The 21,035-nt window shown below is 31.3% G+C and carries 31 protein-coding genes, 1 tRNA gene and 1 other RNA gene; 16 read left to right on the top strand and 17 right to left on the bottom strand.

All coding sequences use genetic code 11. The features are described from left to right. Positions 1-17 precede the first annotated feature (17 nt). The 4 genes from PHQ93_RS02940 to PHQ93_RS02955 are packed head-to-tail and all read left to right on the top strand — an operon-like array spanning position 18 to position 2,929. The gene (locus PHQ93_RS02940; protein WP_299914255.1) at positions 18-353 is read left to right on the top strand and encodes a 4Fe-4S dicluster domain-containing protein; all 336 of its coding nucleotides are present in this window, start codon (positions 18-20) and stop codon (positions 351-353) included. Further along, the gene (locus tag PHQ93_RS02945) at positions 353-1,507 is read left to right on the top strand and encodes a 2-oxoglutarate synthase subunit alpha (RefSeq protein WP_299940641.1); all 1,155 of its coding nucleotides are present in this window, start codon (positions 353-355) and stop codon (positions 1,505-1,507) included. Before PHQ93_RS02940 ends, PHQ93_RS02945 begins: the two co-directional genes overlap by 1 nt. After that, complete coding sequence (locus PHQ93_RS02950) at positions 1,507-2,364, top strand: 2-oxoglutarate ferredoxin oxidoreductase subunit beta (RefSeq protein WP_299940646.1); 858 nt, start codon at positions 1,507-1,509, stop codon at positions 2,362-2,364. The genes PHQ93_RS02945 and PHQ93_RS02950 overlap by 1 nt, the downstream gene beginning before the upstream one ends. 10 nt (positions 2,365-2,374) lie before the next feature. Continuing rightward, positions 2,375-2,929, top strand: a complete 555-nt coding sequence (locus PHQ93_RS02955) for a 2-oxoacid:acceptor oxidoreductase family protein (RefSeq protein ID WP_299940648.1) — start codon at positions 2,375-2,377, stop codon at positions 2,927-2,929. Positions 2,930-3,019: 90 nt separating this feature from the next. Here the strand turns inward: PHQ93_RS02955 and PHQ93_RS02960 are convergent, their stop codons facing one another. Then, a complete protein-coding gene (locus PHQ93_RS02960) occupies positions 3,020-3,637 on the bottom strand; it encodes a TetR/AcrR family transcriptional regulator (RefSeq protein ID WP_299940650.1) in 618 nt (205 codons plus the stop codon). 185 nt (positions 3,638-3,822) lie between these two features. On the opposite strand from PHQ93_RS02960, the gene rnpB reads away from it, so the two are divergent. Beyond that, positions 3,823-4,183: RNase P RNA component class A (rnpB, locus tag PHQ93_RS02965), an RNA gene on the top strand. Positions 4,184-4,206: 23 nt separating this feature from the next. Here rnpB and PHQ93_RS02970 read toward each other — a convergent pair. From PHQ93_RS02970 to PHQ93_RS03040, 15 genes are all read right to left on the bottom strand, one after another. Beyond that, on the bottom strand, positions 4,207-5,304 hold the full coding sequence (locus PHQ93_RS02970) for a site-specific integrase (protein WP_299940653.1): 1,098 nt from the start codon (positions 5,302-5,304) through the stop codon (positions 4,207-4,209). A 12-nt stretch (positions 5,305-5,316) separates the two neighbouring features. Continuing rightward, the gene (locus PHQ93_RS02975) at positions 5,317-5,526 is read right to left on the bottom strand and encodes a helix-turn-helix domain-containing protein (protein ID WP_299940656.1); all 210 of its coding nucleotides are present in this window, start codon (positions 5,524-5,526) and stop codon (positions 5,317-5,319) included. Next, a complete protein-coding gene (locus PHQ93_RS02980; RefSeq protein WP_299940658.1) occupies positions 5,519-5,761 on the bottom strand; it encodes a DNA-binding transcriptional regulator in 243 nt (80 codons plus the stop codon). The genes PHQ93_RS02975 and PHQ93_RS02980 overlap by 8 nt, the downstream gene beginning before the upstream one ends. Next, entirely contained in the window at positions 5,761-7,128 is a 1,368-nt protein-coding gene (locus PHQ93_RS02985; protein WP_299940660.1) for a hypothetical protein, read from the bottom strand. Before PHQ93_RS02985 ends, PHQ93_RS02980 begins: the two co-directional genes overlap by 1 nt. Positions 7,129-7,213: 85 nt before the next feature. After that, positions 7,214-7,399, bottom strand: a complete 186-nt coding sequence (locus tag PHQ93_RS02990) for a hypothetical protein (RefSeq protein WP_299940663.1) — start codon at positions 7,397-7,399, stop codon at positions 7,214-7,216. A gap of 121 nt (positions 7,400-7,520) precedes the next feature. Then, the gene (locus PHQ93_RS02995; RefSeq protein ID WP_299940666.1) at positions 7,521-8,648 is read right to left on the bottom strand and encodes a hypothetical protein; all 1,128 of its coding nucleotides are present in this window, start codon (positions 8,646-8,648) and stop codon (positions 7,521-7,523) included. Then, on the bottom strand, positions 8,596-9,714 hold the full coding sequence (locus PHQ93_RS03000) for a zonular occludens toxin domain-containing protein (protein WP_299940669.1): 1,119 nt from the start codon (positions 9,712-9,714) through the stop codon (positions 8,596-8,598). The genes PHQ93_RS02995 and PHQ93_RS03000 overlap by 53 nt, the downstream gene beginning before the upstream one ends. Positions 9,715-9,719: 5 nt before the next feature. After that, entirely contained in the window at positions 9,720-9,935 is a 216-nt protein-coding gene (locus PHQ93_RS03005) for a hypothetical protein (RefSeq protein ID WP_299940671.1), read from the bottom strand. Then, positions 9,935-11,521: a thrombospondin type 3 repeat-containing protein gene (locus tag PHQ93_RS03010; protein ID WP_299940673.1), complete on the bottom strand. Its 1,587-nt coding sequence runs from the start codon at positions 11,519-11,521 to the stop codon at positions 9,935-9,937. Before PHQ93_RS03010 ends, PHQ93_RS03005 begins: the two co-directional genes overlap by 1 nt. Before the next feature lie 114 nt (positions 11,522-11,635). After that, positions 11,636-11,989: a hypothetical protein gene (locus PHQ93_RS03015; RefSeq protein ID WP_299940676.1), complete on the bottom strand. Its 354-nt coding sequence runs from the start codon at positions 11,987-11,989 to the stop codon at positions 11,636-11,638. Positions 11,990-12,144: 155 nt separating this feature from the next. Next, positions 12,145-12,384 carry a hypothetical protein gene (locus PHQ93_RS03020; RefSeq protein WP_299940678.1) on the bottom strand — a complete coding sequence of 80 codons (240 nt, stop codon included), beginning with the start codon at positions 12,382-12,384 and terminating at the stop codon, positions 12,145-12,147. Between the two features lie 86 nt (positions 12,385-12,470). Then, complete coding sequence (locus PHQ93_RS03025; RefSeq protein ID WP_299940681.1) at positions 12,471-12,617, bottom strand: hypothetical protein; 147 nt, start codon at positions 12,615-12,617, stop codon at positions 12,471-12,473. Between the two features lie 122 nt (positions 12,618-12,739). After that, complete coding sequence (locus PHQ93_RS03030) at positions 12,740-12,928, bottom strand: hypothetical protein (protein WP_299940684.1); 189 nt, start codon at positions 12,926-12,928, stop codon at positions 12,740-12,742. 2 nt (positions 12,929-12,930) lie between these two features. Next, entirely contained in the window at positions 12,931-13,284 is a 354-nt protein-coding gene (locus PHQ93_RS03035; protein ID WP_299940686.1) for a hypothetical protein, read from the bottom strand. A gap of 332 nt (positions 13,285-13,616) precedes the next feature. Next, entirely contained in the window at positions 13,617-13,919 is a 303-nt protein-coding gene (locus tag PHQ93_RS03040) for a hypothetical protein (RefSeq protein WP_299940688.1), read from the bottom strand. 114 nt (positions 13,920-14,033) lie between these two features. Here PHQ93_RS03040 and PHQ93_RS03045 point away from each other — a divergent pair, with 114 nt between their 5' ends. The 8 genes from PHQ93_RS03045 to PHQ93_RS03080 all read left to right on the top strand — a co-directional run bounded on the left by PHQ93_RS03045 (position 14,034) and on the right by PHQ93_RS03080 (position 18,887). Continuing rightward, positions 14,034-14,234: a hypothetical protein gene (locus PHQ93_RS03045; protein ID WP_299940690.1), complete on the top strand. Its 201-nt coding sequence runs from the start codon at positions 14,034-14,036 to the stop codon at positions 14,232-14,234. A 7-nt stretch (positions 14,235-14,241) separates the two neighbouring features. Further along, positions 14,242-15,024 carry an RDD family protein gene (locus PHQ93_RS03050; protein ID WP_299940692.1) on the top strand — a complete coding sequence of 261 codons (783 nt, stop codon included), beginning with the start codon at positions 14,242-14,244 and terminating at the stop codon, positions 15,022-15,024. Then, entirely contained in the window at positions 15,021-15,605 is a 585-nt protein-coding gene (locus PHQ93_RS03055; protein ID WP_299940694.1) for a restriction endonuclease, read from the top strand. The genes PHQ93_RS03050 and PHQ93_RS03055 overlap by 4 nt, the downstream gene beginning before the upstream one ends. A gap of 553 nt (positions 15,606-16,158) precedes the next feature. Continuing rightward, the gene (locus PHQ93_RS03060; protein ID WP_299940696.1) at positions 16,159-16,365 is read left to right on the top strand and encodes a hypothetical protein; all 207 of its coding nucleotides are present in this window, start codon (positions 16,159-16,161) and stop codon (positions 16,363-16,365) included. A gap of 147 nt (positions 16,366-16,512) precedes the next feature. After that, a complete protein-coding gene (locus PHQ93_RS03065) occupies positions 16,513-17,058 on the top strand; it encodes a response regulator transcription factor (protein ID WP_299940699.1) in 546 nt (181 codons plus the stop codon). A gap of 91 nt (positions 17,059-17,149) precedes the next feature. After that, positions 17,150-17,224: transfer RNA gene (locus tag PHQ93_RS03070), tRNA-Glu, on the top strand. Positions 17,225-17,307: 83 nt separating this feature from the next. After that, a complete protein-coding gene (gltX, locus tag PHQ93_RS03075) occupies positions 17,308-18,606 on the top strand; it encodes a glutamate--tRNA ligase (protein WP_299940702.1) in 1,299 nt (432 codons plus the stop codon). Beyond that, entirely contained in the window at positions 18,603-18,887 is a 285-nt protein-coding gene (locus PHQ93_RS03080) for a YggT family protein (protein WP_299940705.1), read from the top strand. Before gltX ends, PHQ93_RS03080 begins: the two co-directional genes overlap by 4 nt. Here PHQ93_RS03080 and PHQ93_RS03085 read toward each other — a convergent pair. Continuing rightward, positions 18,884-19,405 (bottom strand): hypothetical protein, encoded by a 522-nt coding sequence (locus tag PHQ93_RS03085; RefSeq protein ID WP_299940708.1) that lies wholly within the window; start codon positions 19,403-19,405, stop codon positions 18,884-18,886. The genes PHQ93_RS03080 and PHQ93_RS03085 overlap by 4 nt on opposite strands. A gap of 96 nt (positions 19,406-19,501) precedes the next feature. On the opposite strand from PHQ93_RS03085, the gene mobB reads away from it, so the two are divergent. From mobB to PHQ93_RS03100, 3 genes are read left to right on the top strand one after another with little or no spacing between them, the layout of a single operon-like run. Next, positions 19,502-20,005: a molybdopterin-guanine dinucleotide biosynthesis protein B gene (gene mobB / locus PHQ93_RS03090; protein WP_299940710.1), complete on the top strand. Its 504-nt coding sequence runs from the start codon at positions 19,502-19,504 to the stop codon at positions 20,003-20,005. Positions 20,006-20,009: 4 nt separating this feature from the next. After that, the gene (locus PHQ93_RS03095) at positions 20,010-20,852 is read left to right on the top strand and encodes a class 1 fructose-bisphosphatase (protein ID WP_299940713.1); all 843 of its coding nucleotides are present in this window, start codon (positions 20,010-20,012) and stop codon (positions 20,850-20,852) included. After that, complete coding sequence (locus PHQ93_RS03100) at positions 20,836-21,027, top strand: hypothetical protein (protein ID WP_299940716.1); 192 nt, start codon at positions 20,836-20,838, stop codon at positions 21,025-21,027. Before PHQ93_RS03095 ends, PHQ93_RS03100 begins: the two co-directional genes overlap by 17 nt. The last annotated feature ends 8 nt before the right edge of the window (positions 21,028-21,035 follow it).

The following is a 21,035-nucleotide window of genomic DNA, read 5'->3' on the forward strand; positions in this document are numbered from 1 at the left end:
TAAAAATAGGAGAATAAATGAGTAAGTTTAAAACTCAAAATCCAGGTAACCAACCTGTATGGGTTAACACAAACAACTGTAAAGCGTGTGATATCTGTGTTTCAGTATGTCCGGCCGGCGTACTTGGAATGATATATGATAACAGATCTACGCTTGGTGCTATGATATCTGTTCAGCATCCGGAAGCTTGTATCGGTTGTATGGAATGTGAATTGTCATGTCCTGATTTTGCTATATACGTAGCGGATAAAAAAGATTTTAAATTTGCAAAACTAACTGACGAGTCAAAAGAGAGACAAGTAGCAGTTATTGCAAATAATTATATGTCACTTAGTGAAAAAGGAGTTAAATAATGGCAAGAGAAGTAATCGGAAACGGTAATGAACTAGCTGCAGAAGCTGCTATTGATGCCGGTGCTAGATTTTTTAGTGGTTATCCAATCACTCCATCATCTGAAGTAATGCACGTTGCATCTGACCTTTTACCTGAGGTTGGCGGAAAATTTATTCAAATGGAAGATGAAATAGCGGGTATCTGTGCTGCACTCGGTGCTTCAATGAGCGGCGTAAAATCTTTTACTGCAACTTCAGGACCGGGAATCTCACTTAAAGCTGAACAAATCGGTTTAGGTTTTATTGCAGAGATTCCTTTGGTTATCGTAAATGTTATGCGTGGGGGTCCATCAACCGGTCTTCCGACTCGTGTTTCTCAAGCAGATATCGGTCAAGCGCAGTATCCGACCCATGGGGACTATGCTTCTATTACTTTATGTGCAGGTAGTTTAACTGAGTGTTATACACAAACTGTTCGTGCATTTAACTTAGCTGAAAAATATATGACTCCGGTATTTATACTTTTAGATGAAACAATCGGTCATATGCATGGTAAAGCTGTACTTCCTGATCTTGAAGAAGTTAAAGCTAGCATAGTTAATCGTGCAACTTTTGACGGTGCGCCGGCAGATTATAAACCGTATGATGTCCCTATGAATAAGCCGGCTGTATTAAACCCTATGTTCAAAGGTTACAAGTACCACATTACAGGACTTCACCATGGACACGAAGGTTTCCCGACAGAAGATGCTGTTCAATGTGAGTTTAATATTGAGCGTTTAGTTGGTAAAATCAACACGGTAGCTGCAGAAAATGACGGTCTTGATGATTTACCTGATTATGAAGAGTATATGTTAGATGATGCGGAAGTTTGTATTATAGCTTACGGCTCAATCGGACTTGGAGCTTATGAAGCAGTAAATAAACTTCGTGAACAAGGTGTAAAAGCCGGTATGTTTAGACCTATACTACTTTGGCCGTCACCTGCAAAAAGAATTGCTGAAATCGGTGCAAAATTTAAAGATAAAATCTTTATTACAGAGCTTAATATGGGTCAGTACTCTAAAGAGATTGAAAGAGTTATCAAAAGAAATGATTTTACTACACTATTAAAAGCAAACGGTCGCCCTATAGCACCTGCTGAGATGGTAGCAAAAGTTAAGGAGATGATGTAATGGCATTCAATTATGATAAATATTTACGTGTAAATAAGATGCCGACACTTTGGTGTTGGGGTTGTGGTGATGGTGTTATCTTAAAATCGACTATCCGCGCTATTGAAAAAATGGGTTGGGATATGGATACGGAAGTTTGTGTCGTATCAGGTATCGGATGTTCAGGTCGTTTTAGTTCATATGTAAACTGTAACACGGTTCACACTACTCACGGTCGTACTATGGCTTATGCTACTGGAATTAAACTTGCAAATCCGCAAATTAACGTAATCGTTGTAGCAGGTGACGGCGACAGTCTTGCAATTGGTGGAAATCACACGATTCACGCATGTCGTAGAAACATAAACTTAAATTTTATTCTTATCAATAACTTTATTTACGGTCTTACAAATTCACAGATTTCTCCAACTACTCCTCAGGGTATGTGGTGTGTATCTGCACAAAACGGTAACATTGACCCGACTTTCAATGCTGCAAACTTGGCTATTGGAGCAGGGGCTACATTTGTTGCGCGTGAAACCGTAAATGATCCTAAAAAACTTGAAAAAATGTTAGTTAAAGGTTTTGAACATAGAGGTTATAGCTTTATGGAAGTACTTTCTAACTGTCATATTAACCTTGGTCGTAAAAACAAGATGGCAAATGCTATGGAAAATCTTAGCTGGATTGATAGTATTACTGTATCAAAGAAAAAATGGGATGAACTTCCACCTGAAGAGCAGATGAATAAACTCGCAACCGGTATTTTAAGAGAAGTAGTACAACCTGAATACACTGATATGTACGAAGAGGTAATCAAAGCTGCTCAAGGCAAGCGCGGTAAAATCACACAAGCTGATTTTGCGAAAAAGATATAGGGAGCCTGATATGAGAAGTTCTTTAAGATTTACCGGTGTTGGTGGTCAAGGTGTTTTACTTGCAGGTGAGATTATGGCAGCTTGCAAAATTAAAGATGGCGGTTACGGTTTAAAAACTGCAACATATACATCACAAGTTCGTGGCGGTGCAACAGTTGTTGATATAACATTGGATGACAATGAAATTCGTTACCCATATGCAAATGAGGGTGAAATTGATTTTATGCTCTCAGTTGCAAATGTATCATATCAACAATTTAAAAACGGTGTGAGACTAGGTGGGATTATTGTTGTAGATCCAAATTTAGTTACTCCGACCGAAGAAGATAGAAAGAAGTGGGTTATTCACGAGATCCCGATTATTACTATTGCAAAAGAAGAGGTCGGTAATGTTATTACTCAATCTGTTGTGGCACTAGCAATTACAAACACTATGACAAATGTTCTTGATAAACAATCTTTGATTGACACAATGCTTTCAAAAGTACCTGAAAAAGTTCATGCTGCAAATAAAAAAGCGTATGAACTAGGTGAAAAATATGCTAGAGAGGCTATGGCTAAATAGTCTTGGTTTTTTAAGAGTAACCTTTTTACAGGTTACTCTTTTTTTAAATATACGTTTAATATTAAATAATATCTATAATATTATGAAATATTAAACTCTAATGCTTTCCCAAAAAAATTCCACATGCTTCTCAAATTGTGTTGATAAATTTGTAGTAGAGCCACTATCGAATCTCAAAAGCGTAATCTGAAGCCTAATGTAAAATAGGGTGGATAAAAATTCATAAGCAACCATCATGGGATCAGCTGAACGAATCAAAGAGTTTTGCATCATTATAAAAAATGCTTCTGAGAGAACTTTTATATTTTCATTGTGAAATTCATTCATAAACTGCTCTCTAAGCTCTTTATTTTGAAAAAGCTCTATCATTAGCAGTCTAAACATATTTTCGTTGTTTTTATCAAATGTAAGAAGTTTATACTGCATCGCAAACTTCTGCAAAAATGCTTTTCCTTTTAATGCCGACTCTTTAATGTCGCTATCGTTTTGAGAGAAGGGTGTTGTAAAAATCTCTTTTGCAACGCACAAAAATATCTCCTCTTTATTTTTAAAATGATTATATAAAGCACTCTCTCTAATTCCTACTTCCGAAGCTATTTTTCGCACGCTGGTTGCTTTATATCCATATTCTGAGAAGAGGGTTGATGAGACTTTTAGTATCTTTTGCTTAGTACCGATTGTTTTTTTGTTTGCCATGTTTTCGGACATTTCTAGCCTTTGCTACCGTATGAACGGATGTTAATGTTTGTAGAATTATAAATGAACAACTGTTAATTTAACCTTATAGAAAAAGAACAATCGTTCATATGTTATTTTATCAAATTTTAAATAATATGAACGATTGTTCTCATCTTAAGAAAAGAGATATAAAGGAATGATTTTGTACAATTTTATAGGTACAACAGATAGCGACTTGATTTGCCTCAAGAGGAAAGTCCGAGCTGCTCTAAGACAGTGTTCCATTTAACTAATGGCCGCGGTAACGCGAGGGAAAGTGCAACAGAGAGTAGACTGCCACTTTTAAGTGGTAAAGGTGAAAGGGCGGTGTAAGAGACCACCAGTCTTTATAGCAATATAGAGAGCTTGTAAACCCAACATGGCAGCAAGAAACAGATGGTCAGCGTCTTAAGGGCGGAACTGCAGTAGAAGTACCGTAGTTTTGCCTATGCTACTGTTTCGCTAGAGTTACTATGTAAATAGTAAAGTAGATTAATGCTATCAAAACAAAACTCGGCTTATAGTTGTACCTATCTCCAACAAACCCCTATTTATAGGGATTAAACAAACATTTTATTTTTAACCGTGTCCGTAGCGTGACCAAATAAACAAAAATTAGCACCCAAATCAATGTTTTTAGACTGTATTACACTCGCATAATGCTCTAATGTAACTTTAGGGCTAGAATGTCCTAAAAGTCCTGCAAGTTCATTGATACTCACTATATTTTCTTTTAACATCAAAGTAGCAAATGTATGTCTAGTAGAATATAATTTATATCTCTCTACACCTGCTGCAATACAAACATCTCGCCATTGACTTCTTAAAAGTGAAGCATCGTCAATTTCCCCAAAAAGAAAAATATTATCTTTTGGTTGTATCTTTCTTGCCTCTTCTAACATATATGAAGTATAAGGCACTTTACGGATAGCGTTATTTGTTTTTCCACTGCCAAGCATTCCTTTAGTTCTAGTTCGATTAATATGGATAAATCCATCATCTTTGAAATCCACCAATTGAAGCCCAAGAATTTCGCCAACTCTCATACCCGTATTAAATGCTATAAAAAGATATGCTCTAATAACACCAACTGAAACAGTTAAAATTTTATTTACTTGCTCTTTAGTAAAATATTGAATATCTTCTCTAATATCTTGTTTCAATTTAATACTCAAAGCAGGGTTAAAACTTATAACACCATCATCAACGGCAAGCTCAAATATCTCTTTGATACAGCTCTTATAAGTAGTTTTAGATTTACTTTTCATATTTAATGATATTAAATACTCTTTGATATCAAGTCTAGTGATAGTGTCAATATTTCTACCCTTAAAATACTCAATAACTCTAAGAAAATAACCTTGCTTTAAAAAAAAGCTTTTATTAGAGTCTTTTTGTTTTAAAAATATGCCACCGTAATACTCAAAAGTTTTAGGCTTCTTTTTATAGATATCTCCGGAAGCAATTTTCATATCAAGAGCAGGGATAATTTGAGAAGTAACAATTTTGATATTTTGCGGAGTATTCTTTAATTTTGTAGATTTACGAACACGAACACCGTCGACATAATAATTTAACCAAATCATAGAATCTTTTATATAGTGTGTTGTCATTCCTTTTTTACCTTTTTTAATAGCAACACTTTTACTATGCGACATAATCATAACGCTTTATATTAAAAATTTATCTAAATCAATATCATTGTCAATATTGTTTATAGGTTTAAAACAAGAATTAAACTCATCTATATTTATATAAACTCTTTTATAACCATCTTTTTTATAAGCTATCAAATCTTTATTTTTTATCATCTTTCTAATGTAAGAAATATCAATACCGACAATTTGAGCTAATTTTTGGATAGTTATAAATTTAATCATTTATTAATTCTTTGATTAAAGAAGTGAATAGAAAATATTTTTCTAATTTATTTAATAAAAAAGAATGTTCAATTATCAAATTCATAAAATAAATAGTTTGTAATGGTATTTCATTAGGTTTACTAGACCAGCGGTTTACAGTTCCCTCACTAACTCCCATTAATTTTGATAATTCAATTTGAGTTAAATTCATAGTAGAACAAATATTTTTAACTGGATTATTATTTATTTGCATTAAACCACCTCACTTTCAAATTGAAAAAAATCATCTTGATAGAGAGCTAAATCAACTTTTTCCTCAAGCAGTAAACCTCTATCTATCAAAATATTTTTAGTATTTGCATAGTGCTTTAAATCGCAAGTTTCAATATCTAAATTTTGAAAGTAGTCATAAAGTTTTAAATCGCTCATTTGATAAGGATATTCTCTATGTTTATGCAAAATAGAAGATAAAGAAATAGGATTTTGACCCTCAGCAACTAACTTTTTATTTACATGCATTAATTTTTTTTCTGTATGTTGATAAAATATAAACTCTTCTCCGTCTATAATTACATCTACCGGCTTTTGAATTTTCTCTCTAAATAAAGGCTCATATTCAGCTTCAAGATATGTATAATCCTCTAATTTTTCAGCCCAATTCACGGGTTTAGAAACATAAATAGTCCCGAACTCATTATTAATAAAAGATATTTTTTTGGTATCTGAATAAACATAAACATTAACATCATGATTTTTATAAGCAGCTGTTAAATCTAAAAGAGTATACATGCCATTAAGTTTACGATACACTTCAAGAGCTACAAAAGTGCGAGAAGTATAAAACCTACAAATGCCGTGATATAGATACCAGAGTGTAAGATTTGTTATCTTGTCGCTATCTTCTCTTAAATCATCTAAAGTTTTTAAAATATATTTCATCAAGTAAGAGATAGGCGACTTAACATTCGTTTCAACCTGACTAAGCGGAGCAGGGAAAAGCCTATTTACAGCTTTGACAATAGAGTCAACACTATCAGCAGGAACAAATAAAGAGATATGCAAATGTGGAGTACCGTCTTTGTGCGGTTCGGTAACTCTTAAATAACATCTATCGTCTTTTTGAATGTTTTTATAGCTCCTATCATCAAATATTTTTTTCAACATCTTTGAAAGCTCAATAGAAGCGTTGCGAGGAGTATATTTATCAATCGTATTGCTAAAATCTAAAATAGGATCAATAAAAGGCACTCTTTGAATTACATGACAGTTTAAAAACTTAATTTTATTGATTGTAGTTATGTATTTGCGACCTGCAAACGCTTTATTTGTAATTAAACGACCTTTATAAGTCTTTTTAGGGTGCCAATGAGATGGTAAAGTAAGAGTAATAAAAATATTTTTTAAATCTCTCTCTTTTGAGTAATCGAAAATACTCCATGCTCTATGTTGCAGTTCTGCAATGTATCTATCTGCATTCATGTAGCTATTTGCTACAAAATCAGCAAAAGGAACTATTTTATTATCAAGATGTATACCGTTATTAGTCATAAACTCTTTGTTTTTTACAAGTTTATTTTTAGCATTTTTGATTTGTTGTTTGTTTAAGCCGTAATTTGTCACTTTGTCACTTCCTGTATGAATTTTATAATCGTGTCTAAAGAGATATGCAAATATGGAGTACCGTCTTTATGCGGTTCGGTAACTCTTAAATAACATCTATCGTCTTTTTGAATGTTTTTATAGCTACTATAATAAATATTTTTTTCAACACATTTGAAAGCTCAATAGAAGCGTTGCGATGTATACCGTTATTAATCATAAACTCTTTGTTTTTTACAAGTTTATTTTTAGCATTTTTGATTTGTTGTTTGTTTAAGCCGTAATTTGTCACTTTGTAACTTCCTGTATGAATTTTATAATCGTGTCCGATAACTTTTTATAGATAGCCAAGAGGCTCATTCGCATTTGTTCGCTGACGCTCACAAAGTGCGTATGAGTCCAAAGGCTAAACCTTATTTAATAACCTCTATTGCGATTGAAATGTTAGAGTTAGTACTAGTATCCTTTTTATACTTGAAAGCCTCTCCTAGATAAGGAATGGAAGAAAAAAACGGTATTTCAAAGTTATCTTTTGATTTTTTATTTTGCTTGATACCGCTTAAGAGTAAAACCTCTCCGTATTTAAGATTTGTATTTGATTTAAGTTGTCTTTTAAAGGTAGTAGGAACATTATCAACAACACTCAATATGTCTTCAATAATCAAATCTAAATCAAGATTTATATAATCCTCAAATACAAAAGATTTACCATTAATTTTGAGTCCTACATCTTTATAATCAATTGATGTCTGCTCACTCACATTTGCAGCTTGAGTAATTGTGTTTGATTTGCGGTAAGGAATATTATTTACAGCAGAGAAATTAAACTCTTTAGAATCTTGTACGAGAATAAAAGGATTTTGAGAAACATTGAAAAATTTAGACTCACTAAAGAGTTTTAAAGCACCGTAAAAATTAGGACTTGTAAAAATAGGGTTTTTAGACTGAAAAGGCAACACAAAAGTATTTAAAACATTTTGAACCTCTCCGGTAGCCGATGTATAAAGCGTAGAATGTGTAAAACCTTGCTCTTTTAACTCATCTTCATTTATCTCTATAATAGTAAATTTAAGAGTAACTTGCTTTTTTTCAAAATCTATTTTTTTTATATCATGTACTAAAGAGAAATATTGAGATTGCAAACAATGAATGATAATTGTATTTGTAGTATCGACATATTGGAATTTAACATCTTTAAATGTCAAAAACTTAGATACAGCCTCAAAGCTATTATATTTTAAATCTATAAAGTAAGAATACAAAGAGCTATTTTGAATTTTTAGAAGATAATAAGTATTATTAAAATTAATAAGCTCATAACCTAACTTTTTAACACTCTCACGATACAAAAACAAAAGATCATCATTTTTTATATTTTCAGGAACAAAAAGAGAAACCTCTTTAGACTTTAAATCCTCATCAATATAAACATTTATATTGTTTTGAGCAGAGAGCAGCTCAGTAAAATCTAAAAGAGTAATCTCTCTGTCATTTGCTTGCAGCTGGAGAAATAAAACTACTATTACTAATAACTTTTTCATCGTTTTTAACCTTTTTATTTGAGATATATTTATAAAACTCTTCCGTAGTATCAAGATAGAATTTATAAAGATTTGAAGTTTTTTTATCGGTATAAAGAAGTTTAATATTATGTGATTTTAAAAAATGCTCAAAAAGAGGAATAGGAAGCAAAATATCATCATTAAAACAGTTTTTAGAGTTACAAAACAAAGAAAAAAGTTTTCTATCAGTAGTTTCAAAAGTAGGTTTTATCTCTTGTATAACAACAGAAGATTGATTTTGATTTTTAACATTTAAGTTATTTTGAATAGGTGAGACAGAGGTTAAATTAGAATCTTTAATTTGAGTAGAAACAGCCAGAGAATTATCTTTTTGATTTTGAGATTTTAAAGTATAAACATAATAAGAAAAACCTAAAGATAAAACAATAAAAAGAATAAAAGTGCTTAAAAGAATTTTAAAAATAACATTATTAGTATTTATACTATCACCAGACTTATATAAATCAAAAACCTCTACATTGCGTTTTATTTTTATAACTCCACTTTTAGAAGCTTTAGTTAAACGAGAAGAACAATAAACAGAATAAAAAAAATATCTCTTATCAAGAGTAAGAGAAGCGGGACGAGCTTCATAAAAAAACTCTGAAAAAGTTTTATATTTAGATTCAACCAAAGCAAGATTTTGAGTAATAAGAATAATCTCATGAAACAAATGACGATGATAAGAAAGCCACCAAACCAAAACAGTATCACGAGAGCTAAAAAAATTATGAGCTTCATCAATGACAAAAAAAGCATTTAATATATTAAACTCTATACATTTTTCAATCAATTCTTCATCAGTAGATTTTTTTTTGTAAAGAGTATGCAAGACAGTAAGCTTTATTTTTAAATCATCAAAATCAAGAGGAAAAACATTATCAACAATATCAAAATTAAACTCATTTATATTTGTATAACAAACTTCATATTTAAACTTTTTATCTTTTTTTGCATTAGGAGAGCTAGAAAAATTATTAAATATTTTATCTACTGCATAATAAGTCTTGCCAGAAGCAGGGCGACCTAAAAAAAAAGTAATCATAATATTTACTTAACAAAAGATAAAGCTTGTTTAGCTAAAAAACCGGCTATCAAAATAGTAAAAAAAATAGATAACCCCTCAAAAATTCCAAATTGACATAAAGCACCGGAAAAAGGTACCGATGAAAAAGAATTAACAAGTATAGATTTAAAATAATCTACTACAAAATACACAACTCCCATAAAAGGAATAAATAAAACAGCCTTAATAATATAATCCATTAATTACCCCTAAAAACTAAAGATATAGCGAGAATAGTAAAAAGAAAAACAATAAATGTTTTTATAGAAGACATAGGGAGCATGTCTAACATAGACTGCGAAAATACAGTAACTGTACGACCATGAAAAACAAAAGATACAGAAGATATAGGAGCACAATTAGAAGAACCTAAATTAATAGTATATTTATTTAAAATATTTGAAATTTCATTGCTTAAAAAATCTAAATTACCACGAGAAGAATTATTATCGGTACCGTTATCATCAAGAAGCTTTTTAATATCTTCAAGAAGACCATCAGCTTTATCTACACCATCTTTAATACCAAGAAGAAGACCGTTACCGATATTTTGACCATCTTTTATACCATTCAAAGTAGTATTTATAACACCCTGATTCATAGTTGCAGCATTTGAAAAATTCTCTAAATTTGAATTTATATTTCCTAAATTAGTATTTGCATTAACAAGCTGTAAAGACTGTATTTCAGCTTCTCGCAATTGTTTTAAAGAAGTTGATTCTTTAGAACCACCATAAGAATCAAGAGCAGCTTTAACAGATGTAGCAAAATCATAATTTAATGTGCCATTACTATCAGCAAGAGGATTAGGAGAAGAGATATTATTGTCATTTTCTGAACGAGAATTACCCAATTTATCTTTATCAGAAAGATTGTCAGTACAAGAAACTTCCTGAAAAAAATACTTATTAGAAGCACTTGGAGTAGGATTAGAATTAGTTAAACAATAACAAGTTTTATAACAACCATGACGAGAAGAAGAACCGTCCAACGCAGAAATATCATTGCCACCAGAATGACAAACAGAAGTACCAACACAATCGCCGATATCAGGCTCAACATTTCGACACTGACCGTCTTTGATAGATTGACCACGAGGACAGCCTTGAGACCTAGAGCTACACATTTGACGGCAAGAATCCCATAAAACAGAAGAAGTATAATACAAAGAACCATTAGGAGCTTGAAATTTAGAATTTGACATTACACAATCCGATTCTATAACACCAGGAATATTATCATAAGAATTTACGGGGCAAGTAGTAGCATTATTAGAATCAGTAGGGTTAGCATCATTTTCATTTGGAACACCATCACCGTCAATATCATTATCAGTAGAATTTGGAATACCGTCACCGTCACAATCCAAAGAAGCAAAATTTGAAGCTTTTTTATCGCATTTATCAGGGATACCATCACCATCGGAATCAACGGCAGGAGGAACTTTACAAGAATAAGAAGTTGCATCATAAACTTGTCCGGAAGCGGTACAAGGATTATTAGGAGTAGTAATATAATTATATTGAGTAGCATAACTGCGAGGAGGATAAGCCATCCCACCCCAAGTAAAAATAATTTTAAAAGCAGTATTACCCGAACATGATTCTTTAGAAGGAGTTCCAACTGTTACGCCAAAATTATAAGCAAGAGAATCATCATAGGAATTTGCGTTACGACTAGGATTAGGCGAAACACTAGGATTAAGAATATAATAACCATTAGGATTACAAGTAAATGCAAAAAGAGAGTTAAAATAAATCAATAAAAAAAATAAAATCCTTTTCATTTTAATGTCTTAAAAGAGATAAAGCAGCAAAGAGAGGAGCGACTACAACTGTAAGATTTATAAAAATACTAGCAAAATAATTTATCATAACGATATCGGTAATTTCTATTAAAATCATCTTTTGCCGCCTACATTCATAAATATATGAATTGTAAAAAACATGAAGACAGCACCAAAGATAAGACCTACAAGACCTAAGAGAAAGTTATATTCAGTTACTTGCATACCTAAAATATAAGACATATTAGGGTTACAGCGTTGAGTAGAAGAATCATAAACATAATTAGGGAGAACGGTTTGAGTCCAAGTATCGGTAGTAGTGCTATACCATGTGTTATTATCAGAACGAAGATAGTAAAAGGAACCTGCTTTTATATAGAAATCTTCTATGCAGTAACTATTAGCAGCCAAAAGCATTGAAGCATTTAATAATTTTGTTAAAAATAATAAAGTTATTAAATATTTCATTTTATCACTCCTTTTTTTTATTCCCACAGCTCCTAAGAGCTAATGAGATTTAAGCAAAATAATTGCTTTGTCTACTCCCCACATTACACCAAGAGCAGTCAATAAAACGCCATAAAGCAAAGTAATATTGTCTATGTGTAATATAGGTAAAGACATTAGCGTAAAAGACCAATAGCTTTTTTAACACCAAAAAAGACACCTAAAGCAACAACAACAACGCCTGCAACCGTCATAAAATTTCCCGTCTCTATTGGAGGAACAGTTAAATCAGCAGCTTGAGCTTGAACTGTACCTAAAGCAGCTGCGCCAGCTACAACAATTTTATTTTTATGTTCACTAGCTTTAGAAGCTAATCTATCAGCTTTTTCTGATAGTCTTTTTAGAATTCTTTTCATAGGAAACCCCTAATATAAGCTGATATCAACCCCGTGATAGATTAATACCGCAGTAAGAAAATCACGCTTCTTAATGCGGTATTAATTTATTTAGTATTTGTATTTCTAACTTTTAAGAGTAAATTATCTCTTTTTGTTCTCAACTCACATAACTTTTTATCATCTTGCTTGGTTCTAACTAAGATATTTATATCTTGCTGTAAATAGCGAAGATAAGTTATGTGTTTTGACATTTTATTTTTCCCACTTTTTCTTATTCTTTTTATCTTAGAACAAACTTTTTACTAATCCCTAACGCGGTAATCCCTTGTTACCCCTAACGCTACGCTACGACGGGGCTTTGTGTTGACATTTTTTAGCTTTTCTCTAAAGAAACATTTAATACATCATTTAAAATAGATAATATTAAGTTATTCATAGAAACATTGTTTTCGTCAGCAATCAATTGCAACTTTTGTTTTATAAAAGAAGGAACTTTTAAACTTATCGCCTCTTTGTCTTGTTCTTGAACTTTTGCTTGTTCAATAGCTTCATTTATTCCCATAATTAAGCCTTTTTAAGTTCTTTTGATTCAACTTTAATCATGCTCAAGAATGAATCTTTCAACTCGAACATAGGCGTATTTTTATCGGGATACCATTTCTGACCTTTAGCACTTGAATCCATAACATACGGGACAGCAACATATTTGTGCTCTAAATCTTTGTACTTCTTATAATCTGAACTATCTAAAATCTGTTTATCCATAGAGAAGTTAATATCTCCGTTATCATCAGGAATTTCACTCTCAACGGTAACTTCTATTTTTGGAATATTCTCAGTCCACTTGCTATCTACAAAGCCATCTAGTTCGATTCTGCGAACTGCTTTAATCTTGCCTATCATTAGTACATTTATCATGTTGTCACTCCTGAATTATTTTATTAACTTAGCCCTAACATGTAGAATTAAGTTTTAAGAACATTAAAAGATATTTTTTTTGAATAGGAAAAAATTAACCTATCTGCGTTTCTTGTTGCTTTTAATGCTCATAAAACCTAACTTTTGTCACTTTACTTTTTTAAACAAGCCCCCAGAAGTGACGCTAAAGGGCTAGTAAGCGAGCTTTTTTTAGGGGTTCACACTCATTGCCCCTGATATATCAACGACTTACATCAAACTCTGTATACAGTTCCGTGATTGCGTATCTATTTTTTAACGACTTATTGAACATCAGATGTTGAAAGCGTTTATCATACAAGAACTCCGAGATTGAATTTATATTCATGTAAATTATGGTTTAAATCAGGTTTATAAATTTTTAATAATTTATATATAACTACATCATCTCTTTGATAAGAAAACCAAATACGACCAAGAGACGAAGTGAATTTTTTATTATTAAGTGATTTTTTGATATCATAGAGAGCAGAAGTGACGCATTTTTTAATAAAAGTATGAATATATATTAAATATTCATTATTCCAAATTAACTCTAAACCGAAGAAGTCAGAGAAGAGAGCAGGTCTTTGAATGTTTTGTGTTTGTACTTGCATTTTGTCACTTCCTAAATATGTAATATTTGCATATAATTAAAACTATATCTGCAAATTAATAAAATAAAGCTTAAATATATGCAATATTTGCATATTAAATGGAGAAAATACGAAATGACTAGAAAAGAACTAGCGGATTTACTTGGAATATCATTAAGAACATTAGACAATTGGGAAAAAGAGAAACCAGACTTAGTAAGATTAATTAATCAAGGATTTGCACTAGATGAAAGTATCGAAGCAACAAAAAAGCATTTAGAAGAACTAGAAAATATAAAAGCAAAAGCTAGCAATGGCAAATTTAAATTAAAGTAGGACAAGAATGGAAATATTTTTTATAATAACTCTAGTATTGGCATTAATTATAACAAGTGCAATCATATCCGGTAAAAATAAAGCTAAAATAATTAAATATGAAAAAGCTGAAACAAAAGAAGATTACTATAATTTCAAAAACAATTTAAATAAAAAACATGCAAACTTTACAACAAGACTAATGGCAAATATTATAGATTTTATTGTTATAGGAATACCAATATATTTAATACTGAATAAACATGAATACATGGCAGATATATTGATGGCAATAATAATCATATTATTATGGACGGTATGGAAAGGGCAGAGCATAGGAAAAAAAATTGTAAATATTAAAATTGTAAATAATAAATATGAAGATATAAATTTAATAACAGCAATCATTAGATACCTAGGATATTTTGTAAGTTTAATTTCCTTTTTTATTGGTTTTGCAATAATACCTTTTAGAAAAGACAAAAAAGCTTTACATGATTTAATTGCAAATACTTATGTAATTCATACAGACAAAAATGAATCAGAAATAGAAAATGATTCAACAGACAAAATCTTAGCAGTTATGTCAATATTTGTAGGAACAATTATATTAATATCAGCAGTAGCAATAGATGAACAAAATAAAGAATTAGAAAAATTATTTTATGGAACTACAAACAATAATAAAATAGAAGAAACAAATAACGCAATCATGAAACAAACTCAAAAAATTATGGAAGAAACAAATAAAATGAATCAACAATTTAAAAAACAAATGGAAAAAATAAATCAAACAAGTAGGGAAAAATGACTATATTTTGGATTATATTTTTTATTTTATTTATAGTAGGAATATTTGCAACAATAAAAACAGAACTACCAAAAAGACTAAAAAAAGAGCGTGAAATATGGGAAGAAGAGAAAAATAAAAAACTTATAAATAATGATGAAAAAAAGAGAATTTTTGAAGACAATCGAAAAAAAAGAACTAGAGAGATGCATCAAAACAATGCAAGAAAAGGCAAAGAATACGAATCTTTTGTTGCAGAACACTTTAAAAATTTAGGCTACAAAGTAAAAGAACACGGTTTAATACATGGAAGAAAAGACAGCAGTATAGATGTAATAACTATGAAAGATAAAGAGATCACATTTATACAGTGCAAAAATTGGAGAGAAGACAGCAAACATAAAATTACACATGAGAAGATAAAAGCATTTATAGGAGACACAGAAGAGTTTTTAAGAAAAGAAGAAAACATAGATAAAGCAGTTGGATACACAATCAAAAGGCTATATGTAACTTCAAACGATGTACTAGACAATTCTGCAAGATATTTTTTAAAAGATAGTAGTTTGGTAGAACATATGATTATACCGATGGGAGCATAGCAGCCAGAGGAGTGATTAAGTCCTCTGTTTTGATTAATATAGAGCAGGTGCGAACACCATCAATATTAAAAAGGCTACTAAGATTTTGGTAAACAAAAAAACTCCTTTTTATAAGAGTTCCACTCCCACCCCTACCTTGCTAAAAAATTAGCAAAAAAAAAGGCTAAAGCCGAAGCCCTAGCCTAAATCTCTTATATGTCTGTTAATCATGCAGACGAGGAGTTAATTGTTTACACAAAAAGAAGTATATCATAGAAAAATAAATATTTATAAAAATATATAAATAATACTTAGATATAATTACATGTATAAGTAGAAGAGGGTGACTATAAATCGTGACCGTAGCGTGACCGTGAAAAGTGCATATACATAGTAAAAGTGTCACGAAATTACGCTAAAGTCCTTGTTTAAGCTATTTAATAAACTCGGCTTATAGTTGTACCTAAAAAGCATAGCATACTAAATAATATTAACGATTTTATATTAAGATTTTATTCAAGAGAATTTACATTATGTTAACCAATATAAAAATACTTTATAATGAAGAAAGAAAATGAGCCGAAAAGAACAATTAATTACAGATATACAAAATTTGTTAAATACATACGAAGATATTCATAAAACATCTATAAATCCAAGTTTATTAGAGTTTATGGATGAAAATACTTTGATTAGTATTATAGATTCGCTTTTAACTCAAAAAGAGAATGATAAAGAGTCTGATTTGGAGTGGTTAGAAAAGTTTAAAAAATATAGATAAAAATTACCCTGCTCTAAAAACTCAAATTTTGTTAAACACACAAATTGTGTCATTGTGTTTGAATGTGATTTAATTTAATTAAATTCGTTTGGTTTGTTACCCAATTATCTGATATAATAGTACCATATAAAAAAAAAGGATTTTGTCATGTCTAATGTAGATTTGGTTCAATTAACACAAGAAACAAAAAAATTATCAGCAATGGTTGTTGAGGATGAAAAAGTTGCTAATGAGCTTTTAAGTTCTACTTTTAAAAATTTCTTTTCAGATGTGAGATCATGTTTTAACGGAAAAGAAGCTTTGGAAGCTTATAAAAAATCGGCTCCTGATGTTGTTTTTGTTGATATTATAATGTCTGAAATGGACGGTATAGAACTTTCTCGTAAAATTCGCGAGATTGACCCTAGTCAGATTATTATCGTAATTTCAGCTAGCAATGATATAAAGAAAATATCTGAGTCGATTGAAGTCGGTGTAAATAGTTTTATTCAAAAGCCGATTGATACAAAAAAAATAATCGAACTTTTGATTAGTGTTGTCGCTATGATTGCTAAAAAGAAAAAGATTGAGACAAGAACTTTCTCTATCTCTCTTCCGTTAGATTTATATGAAGTAGTAAATGATAATGCCAAAGCTGAGAGTATCTCTAAAAATGCTGTAATTATTAGAGCACTTCGTAGTTTTTACGAATAATTTAATTTTTTTTACTGAGTTTTGTATAATTTTATAATTTATTAAGAAATAAATCTATATAATTTCGGCTCAGTAATTAATACTGTTAAGTGGCCCCGTCGTCTAGCGGTAAGGATCCATGGTTTTCATCCATGTTACAGGAGTTCGATTCTCCTCGGGGTCACCACTTCTTCTAAAAAAATCATAAATTTAAAACATACCCTCAGCAAAAATACGATAAAATTCCAAAAATTATTTTTAGGATTTTTAATGTTAAGATTTGCACCTAGTCCAACCGGTGATATGCATATTGGTAACCTACGAGTTGCCATATTTAACTACATTGTATCAAAACAAAGAAATGAAGACCTTATAATCAGAATTGAAGATACCGATAAAGAGAGAAATATCGAAGGTAAAGATAAAGAGATACTTGATATTTTAAATCTTTTTGGTATTGAATACTCTCAGGTTATGTATCAAAGCGAAAATGTACGCTTTCACACTGCTATGGCGCTGCAACTTTTGCTTGAAATGAAAGCATTTAACTGTTTTTGTTCTACTGAGTGGTTGGATAAAAAAAGAGAAGAGGCAAAAGAGAGTAAAACTGCTTATAGATACGATGATGCATGTGCTTCTCTGCCCAATGAACTTGTTATAGATAATGAAAATCCTTTTACGGTAAGAATAAGAAAACCGCTAGAAGCGATAGTTGTAAAAGACCATATTAAGGGTGAAATCAAATTTGACCCGAACGATATCGACAGTTTTATTATTATGAGACAAGATAAAACACCTATGTATAATTTTGCATGTGCGGTAGATGATATGCTAAGTGATATTTCTATTGTAATTCGCGGTGAAGACCATGTAAGCAATACTCCAAAACAGATTCTTATAAGAGAAGCACTTGGATATAAGAAAAATATCGAGTATGCGCACTTGCCAATTATCTTGAACGATGACGGTAAGAAAATGAGCAAAAGAGACGATGCCTCTAGCGTAAAATGGCTTCTTGAAGAGGGATATCTACCCTCGGCAATAGCAAATTATTTAATATTAATCGGTAATAAGCCTCCAAAAGAGATATTTACTATGCAAGAAGCTATAGAGTGGTTTAGTTTAGAAAATATATCCAAGTCCCCTGCCCGTTTTGATCTCAATATGTTAAAGCACATCAACAGAGAACATCTTAAAATGCTTGACTCAAAAGAACTCTCAAGATATGTAGGTTTTGCAGATCAAGAGATAGGAGAACTTGCAAAAATATATCTTGAAGAGGCAAGTACGACTAAAGAGTTAAGAGCTAAAATAGCACTTATTTTTGAGGCAAAAAATATTCCCGAGGAGTTTAAGGAATCGGCAGAGATAATAGTTGAAATTATTAAAAATGCGCCCTACTTCGATGAATATGAAGATTTTAAAAACTATATAATGAAAGAGTCCGGAATTAAAGGTAAAAACCTTTTTAAATCATTACGACTTCTCTTGATGGGTGCCGAACATGGTCCAGACCTTGCTGCCGTCTATAAATGTATCAAAAATTATATAGGCGAGATTGTTAAATGAGTATTTTAGTAGAGATAATTCAAGGTGTCGGAGCAATTGCTCTTGGACTTATCGATGTCTATATATGGGTGGTTATTATAACTGCCCTTCTTAGTTTTGTAAATCCGGATCCTTTTAATCCTATCGTTCAGTTCTTATATAGAATAACAAATCCTGCATATGCATTTGTAAGAAAGTTTATAAAAACAAACTTTAACGGTTTGGATTTGGCACCTCTAATAATTGTTGTAGGGTTGCAAATTATTACGGTACTACTTCGTGCAATCTTACGCGCTCTTTAGCGTTTAGTGCGTTTTTTAGAACTCTTTAATAAAATTTCATTTTTATATTTTAGTACGCCCGAAGATGCATTAGCGTCTTCAAAAACAAGGTTTATTGTATCTGCTTTTTCAAATGTAACGATATAGTATCTATTCCAGTCATTTTTAATGTCAACAAGATGAGAAAACTTATTCTCTTGTGAAAGTTCTTCTATTTTGATTGGCAGCTTTGAATTTAGCATAACTTTTAAGTCGGTATCTGTAGATTTGCTTTGGTCATAGAGCTCTTTTTTTTCTTTACTAAAGAAAAATATGAAAAAAGATTCCTCTTGATTAAAGGTTTCAGGATAGACTTCATTTAGATATATTGTAGAAAAAACACCTTTTACTTCACCATCTTTTGATACTATCTTAGTGCTTTGCAGGCTTGATGCACTCAGCTCTTGATCTTTATCCATTTTGAATTTATAAAAGGCATTTTTTTTTGAACAACCCGTAAAAAGTGTTAAAAAAGTTAAAAATATAAAAAAAGTTTTCATTTAAATTCCTCTAAATAGCAAGAGAATTATATCTTATTAAACAACCTTTTAACGACTATTTTGTATAATCACCTAAATTTTAATAAAGTATATAAATTGAAAAAAAGATTAGCAGTTGCATTTACTGGTCCGTCAAACAGCGGTAAAACCACTCTTATATTAAAAGTTGCAAGAAAACTTATTCATGATTACAAAAAAGATGTTGCTATAATTAAGCATGATCCCAAAGATAAAGCAAGGTTTGATGTTGAGGGAAAAGATAGTTATAAATTTTCAGATACCGGTGCGGAAGTTATCGTTACATCTCCAAATCGAACAACCTACTTTTCTCAAAAACAAAAAGATTTAGATGAGATGATTAGACTTTTTGATAAATTTGACATATTATTGGTAGAAGGGCTGAAAAATTTACCGTTGCCTAGAATCAGTGTATTTAGAAACTCGTTAGATAGCGCTTATTTTCCGTATATGAATGCTCTTGCAACCGATAGCAGTATCAATTTGAATGATTATGATTTGCCTATAAATGTTGATGTTTTAGATATAAATAACTGTGATGCCGTAATATCATGGATATTAAAAAATGCAAAGGAAGTGTAAATAAATGACTGATATATTTAGAGCAATACAAAAAAGTGCTATAAGAATAAAAGATGCGATAGACACAAAAGATATAGGTTACTCGCAACAAGAAAATAGTTCCGGTGAGACACAGCTTCAACTTGATATCAAGTGTGACATGATTATAGAAGAGGAGTTTTCCAATGTTTCTTCTATTCATACGATTGCCAGTGAAGAGAAAGAGCGTGAAGTGGTGCTAAATGAAGACGGTAAATATTTTATCGCTTATGATCCGCTTGACGGTTCATCTCTAATCGATGTAAATTTGAGCGTCGGTTCTATTTTTGGAATTTATGAAAACGCATTCGGTGCTAAAAATATGGTTGCTTCTTGCTATGTAGTTTTCGGTCCTCGTGTAGAGATGGTTTTTGCTCATAACAAAACAAAACTTCACTTGCTGCAAAATGGAGACTTTGAATTTGTAAAAGAGATTCGTTTAAACGAAAAAGGCAAACTTAATGCACCGGGGGGAACGCAGCAAAACTGGGAACCTTACCATAAAGAGCTTGTTGATAGCTTCTTTGCAGACGGGTATCGCTTAAGATATTCGGGCGGAATGGTTCCTGATTTACACCAAATACTTTTAAAAGGCGGCGGGCTTTTTAGTTATCCCGGTACTTCTGATAAACCTAACGGAAAACTCCGCAAACTTTTTGAAGTATTTCCGTTTGCTTTTATCTATAAAGTTGCGGGCGGAGAGGCAATTGACGGAGTGAATGATTTGATGCAGCTTGAATATGCACATATACATGATACTTCACCCTGTTTTTTTGGGTCAAAATATGAGATACAAAGAGTAAAAGAAGTTTATGCAGCAAAAAGATAGATTTGAACTTCATCTCGATGAGATGATTGTTAAAATACAAAGTTGTCAAGAAGATAAAGAGTTAAAGAGTTGCAGTGATTGTGAATTTTATCTAAAATGCGAGCTAAGAGCCGATTATGTTAAATCGGTTTACAATAGTATGTCTAAAGGCGATACCGGTGGATTTGAGTTTTAAGCTATCTG

The sequence above is a fragment of the Sulfurimonas sp. genome, from assembly GCF_028714975.1.
Lineage (GTDB): Bacteria > Campylobacterota > Campylobacteria > Campylobacterales > Sulfurimonadaceae > Sulfurimonas.

Coding starts and splice junctions, on each gene's coding strand:
- PHQ93_RS03035 (WP_299940686.1), bottom strand. CDS start 13,284: ATGATAAATGTACTAATGATAGGCAAGATTAAAGCAGTTCGCAGAATC.
- PHQ93_RS03040 (WP_299940688.1), bottom strand. CDS start 13,919: ATGCAAGTACAAACACAAAACATTCAAAGACCTGCTCTCTTCTCTGAC.
- PHQ93_RS03000 (WP_299940669.1), bottom strand. CDS start 9,714: ATGATTACTTTTTTTTTAGGTCGCCCTGCTTCTGGCAAGACTTATTAT.
- PHQ93_RS03060 (WP_299940696.1), top strand. CDS start 16,159: ATGAGCCGAAAAGAACAATTAATTACAGATATACAAAATTTGTTAAAT.
- gltX (WP_299940702.1), top strand. CDS start 17,308: ATGTTAAGATTTGCACCTAGTCCAACCGGTGATATGCATATTGGTAAC.
- PHQ93_RS02945 (WP_299940641.1), top strand. CDS start 353: ATGGCAAGAGAAGTAATCGGAAACGGTAATGAACTAGCTGCAGAAGCT.
- PHQ93_RS03015 (WP_299940676.1), bottom strand. CDS start 11,989: ATGAAATATTTAATAACTTTATTATTTTTAACAAAATTATTAAATGCT.
- PHQ93_RS03045 (WP_299940690.1), top strand. CDS start 14,034: ATGACTAGAAAAGAACTAGCGGATTTACTTGGAATATCATTAAGAACA.
- PHQ93_RS02940 (WP_299914255.1), top strand. CDS start 18: ATGAGTAAGTTTAAAACTCAAAATCCAGGTAACCAACCTGTATGGGTT.
- PHQ93_RS02950 (WP_299940646.1), top strand. CDS start 1,507: ATGGCATTCAATTATGATAAATATTTACGTGTAAATAAGATGCCGACA.
- PHQ93_RS03020 (WP_299940678.1), bottom strand. CDS start 12,384: ATGAAAAGAATTCTAAAAAGACTATCAGAAAAAGCTGATAGATTAGCT.
- PHQ93_RS03080 (WP_299940705.1), top strand. CDS start 18,603: ATGAGTATTTTAGTAGAGATAATTCAAGGTGTCGGAGCAATTGCTCTT.
- PHQ93_RS03100 (WP_299940716.1), top strand. CDS start 20,836: ATGCAGCAAAAAGATAGATTTGAACTTCATCTCGATGAGATGATTGTT.
- PHQ93_RS03055 (WP_299940694.1), top strand. CDS start 15,021: ATGACTATATTTTGGATTATATTTTTTATTTTATTTATAGTAGGAATA.
- PHQ93_RS02995 (WP_299940666.1), bottom strand. CDS start 8,648: ATGAAAAAGTTATTAGTAATAGTAGTTTTATTTCTCCAGCTGCAAGCA.
- PHQ93_RS02960 (WP_299940650.1), bottom strand. CDS start 3,637: ATGTCCGAAAACATGGCAAACAAAAAAACAATCGGTACTAAGCAAAAG.
- PHQ93_RS02970 (WP_299940653.1), bottom strand. CDS start 5,304: ATGTCGCATAGTAAAAGTGTTGCTATTAAAAAAGGTAAAAAAGGAATG.
- PHQ93_RS02975 (WP_299940656.1), bottom strand. CDS start 5,526: ATGATTAAATTTATAACTATCCAAAAATTAGCTCAAATTGTCGGTATT.
- PHQ93_RS03005 (WP_299940671.1), bottom strand. CDS start 9,935: ATGGATTATATTATTAAGGCTGTTTTATTTATTCCTTTTATGGGAGTT.
- PHQ93_RS03050 (WP_299940692.1), top strand. CDS start 14,242: ATGGAAATATTTTTTATAATAACTCTAGTATTGGCATTAATTATAACA.
- PHQ93_RS03010 (WP_299940673.1), bottom strand. CDS start 11,521: ATGAAAAGGATTTTATTTTTTTTATTGATTTATTTTAACTCTCTTTTT.
- PHQ93_RS02980 (WP_299940658.1), bottom strand. CDS start 5,761: ATGCAAATAAATAATAATCCAGTTAAAAATATTTGTTCTACTATGAAT.
- PHQ93_RS03025 (WP_299940681.1), bottom strand. CDS start 12,617: ATGTCAAAACACATAACTTATCTTCGCTATTTACAGCAAGATATAAAT.
- PHQ93_RS03095 (WP_299940713.1), top strand. CDS start 20,010: ATGACTGATATATTTAGAGCAATACAAAAAAGTGCTATAAGAATAAAA.
- PHQ93_RS03085 (WP_299940708.1), bottom strand. CDS start 19,405: ATGAAAACTTTTTTTATATTTTTAACTTTTTTAACACTTTTTACGGGT.
- PHQ93_RS03030 (WP_299940684.1), bottom strand. CDS start 12,928: ATGGGAATAAATGAAGCTATTGAACAAGCAAAAGTTCAAGAACAAGAC.
- PHQ93_RS03065 (WP_299940699.1), top strand. CDS start 16,513: ATGTCTAATGTAGATTTGGTTCAATTAACACAAGAAACAAAAAAATTA.
- PHQ93_RS02955 (WP_299940648.1), top strand. CDS start 2,375: ATGAGAAGTTCTTTAAGATTTACCGGTGTTGGTGGTCAAGGTGTTTTA.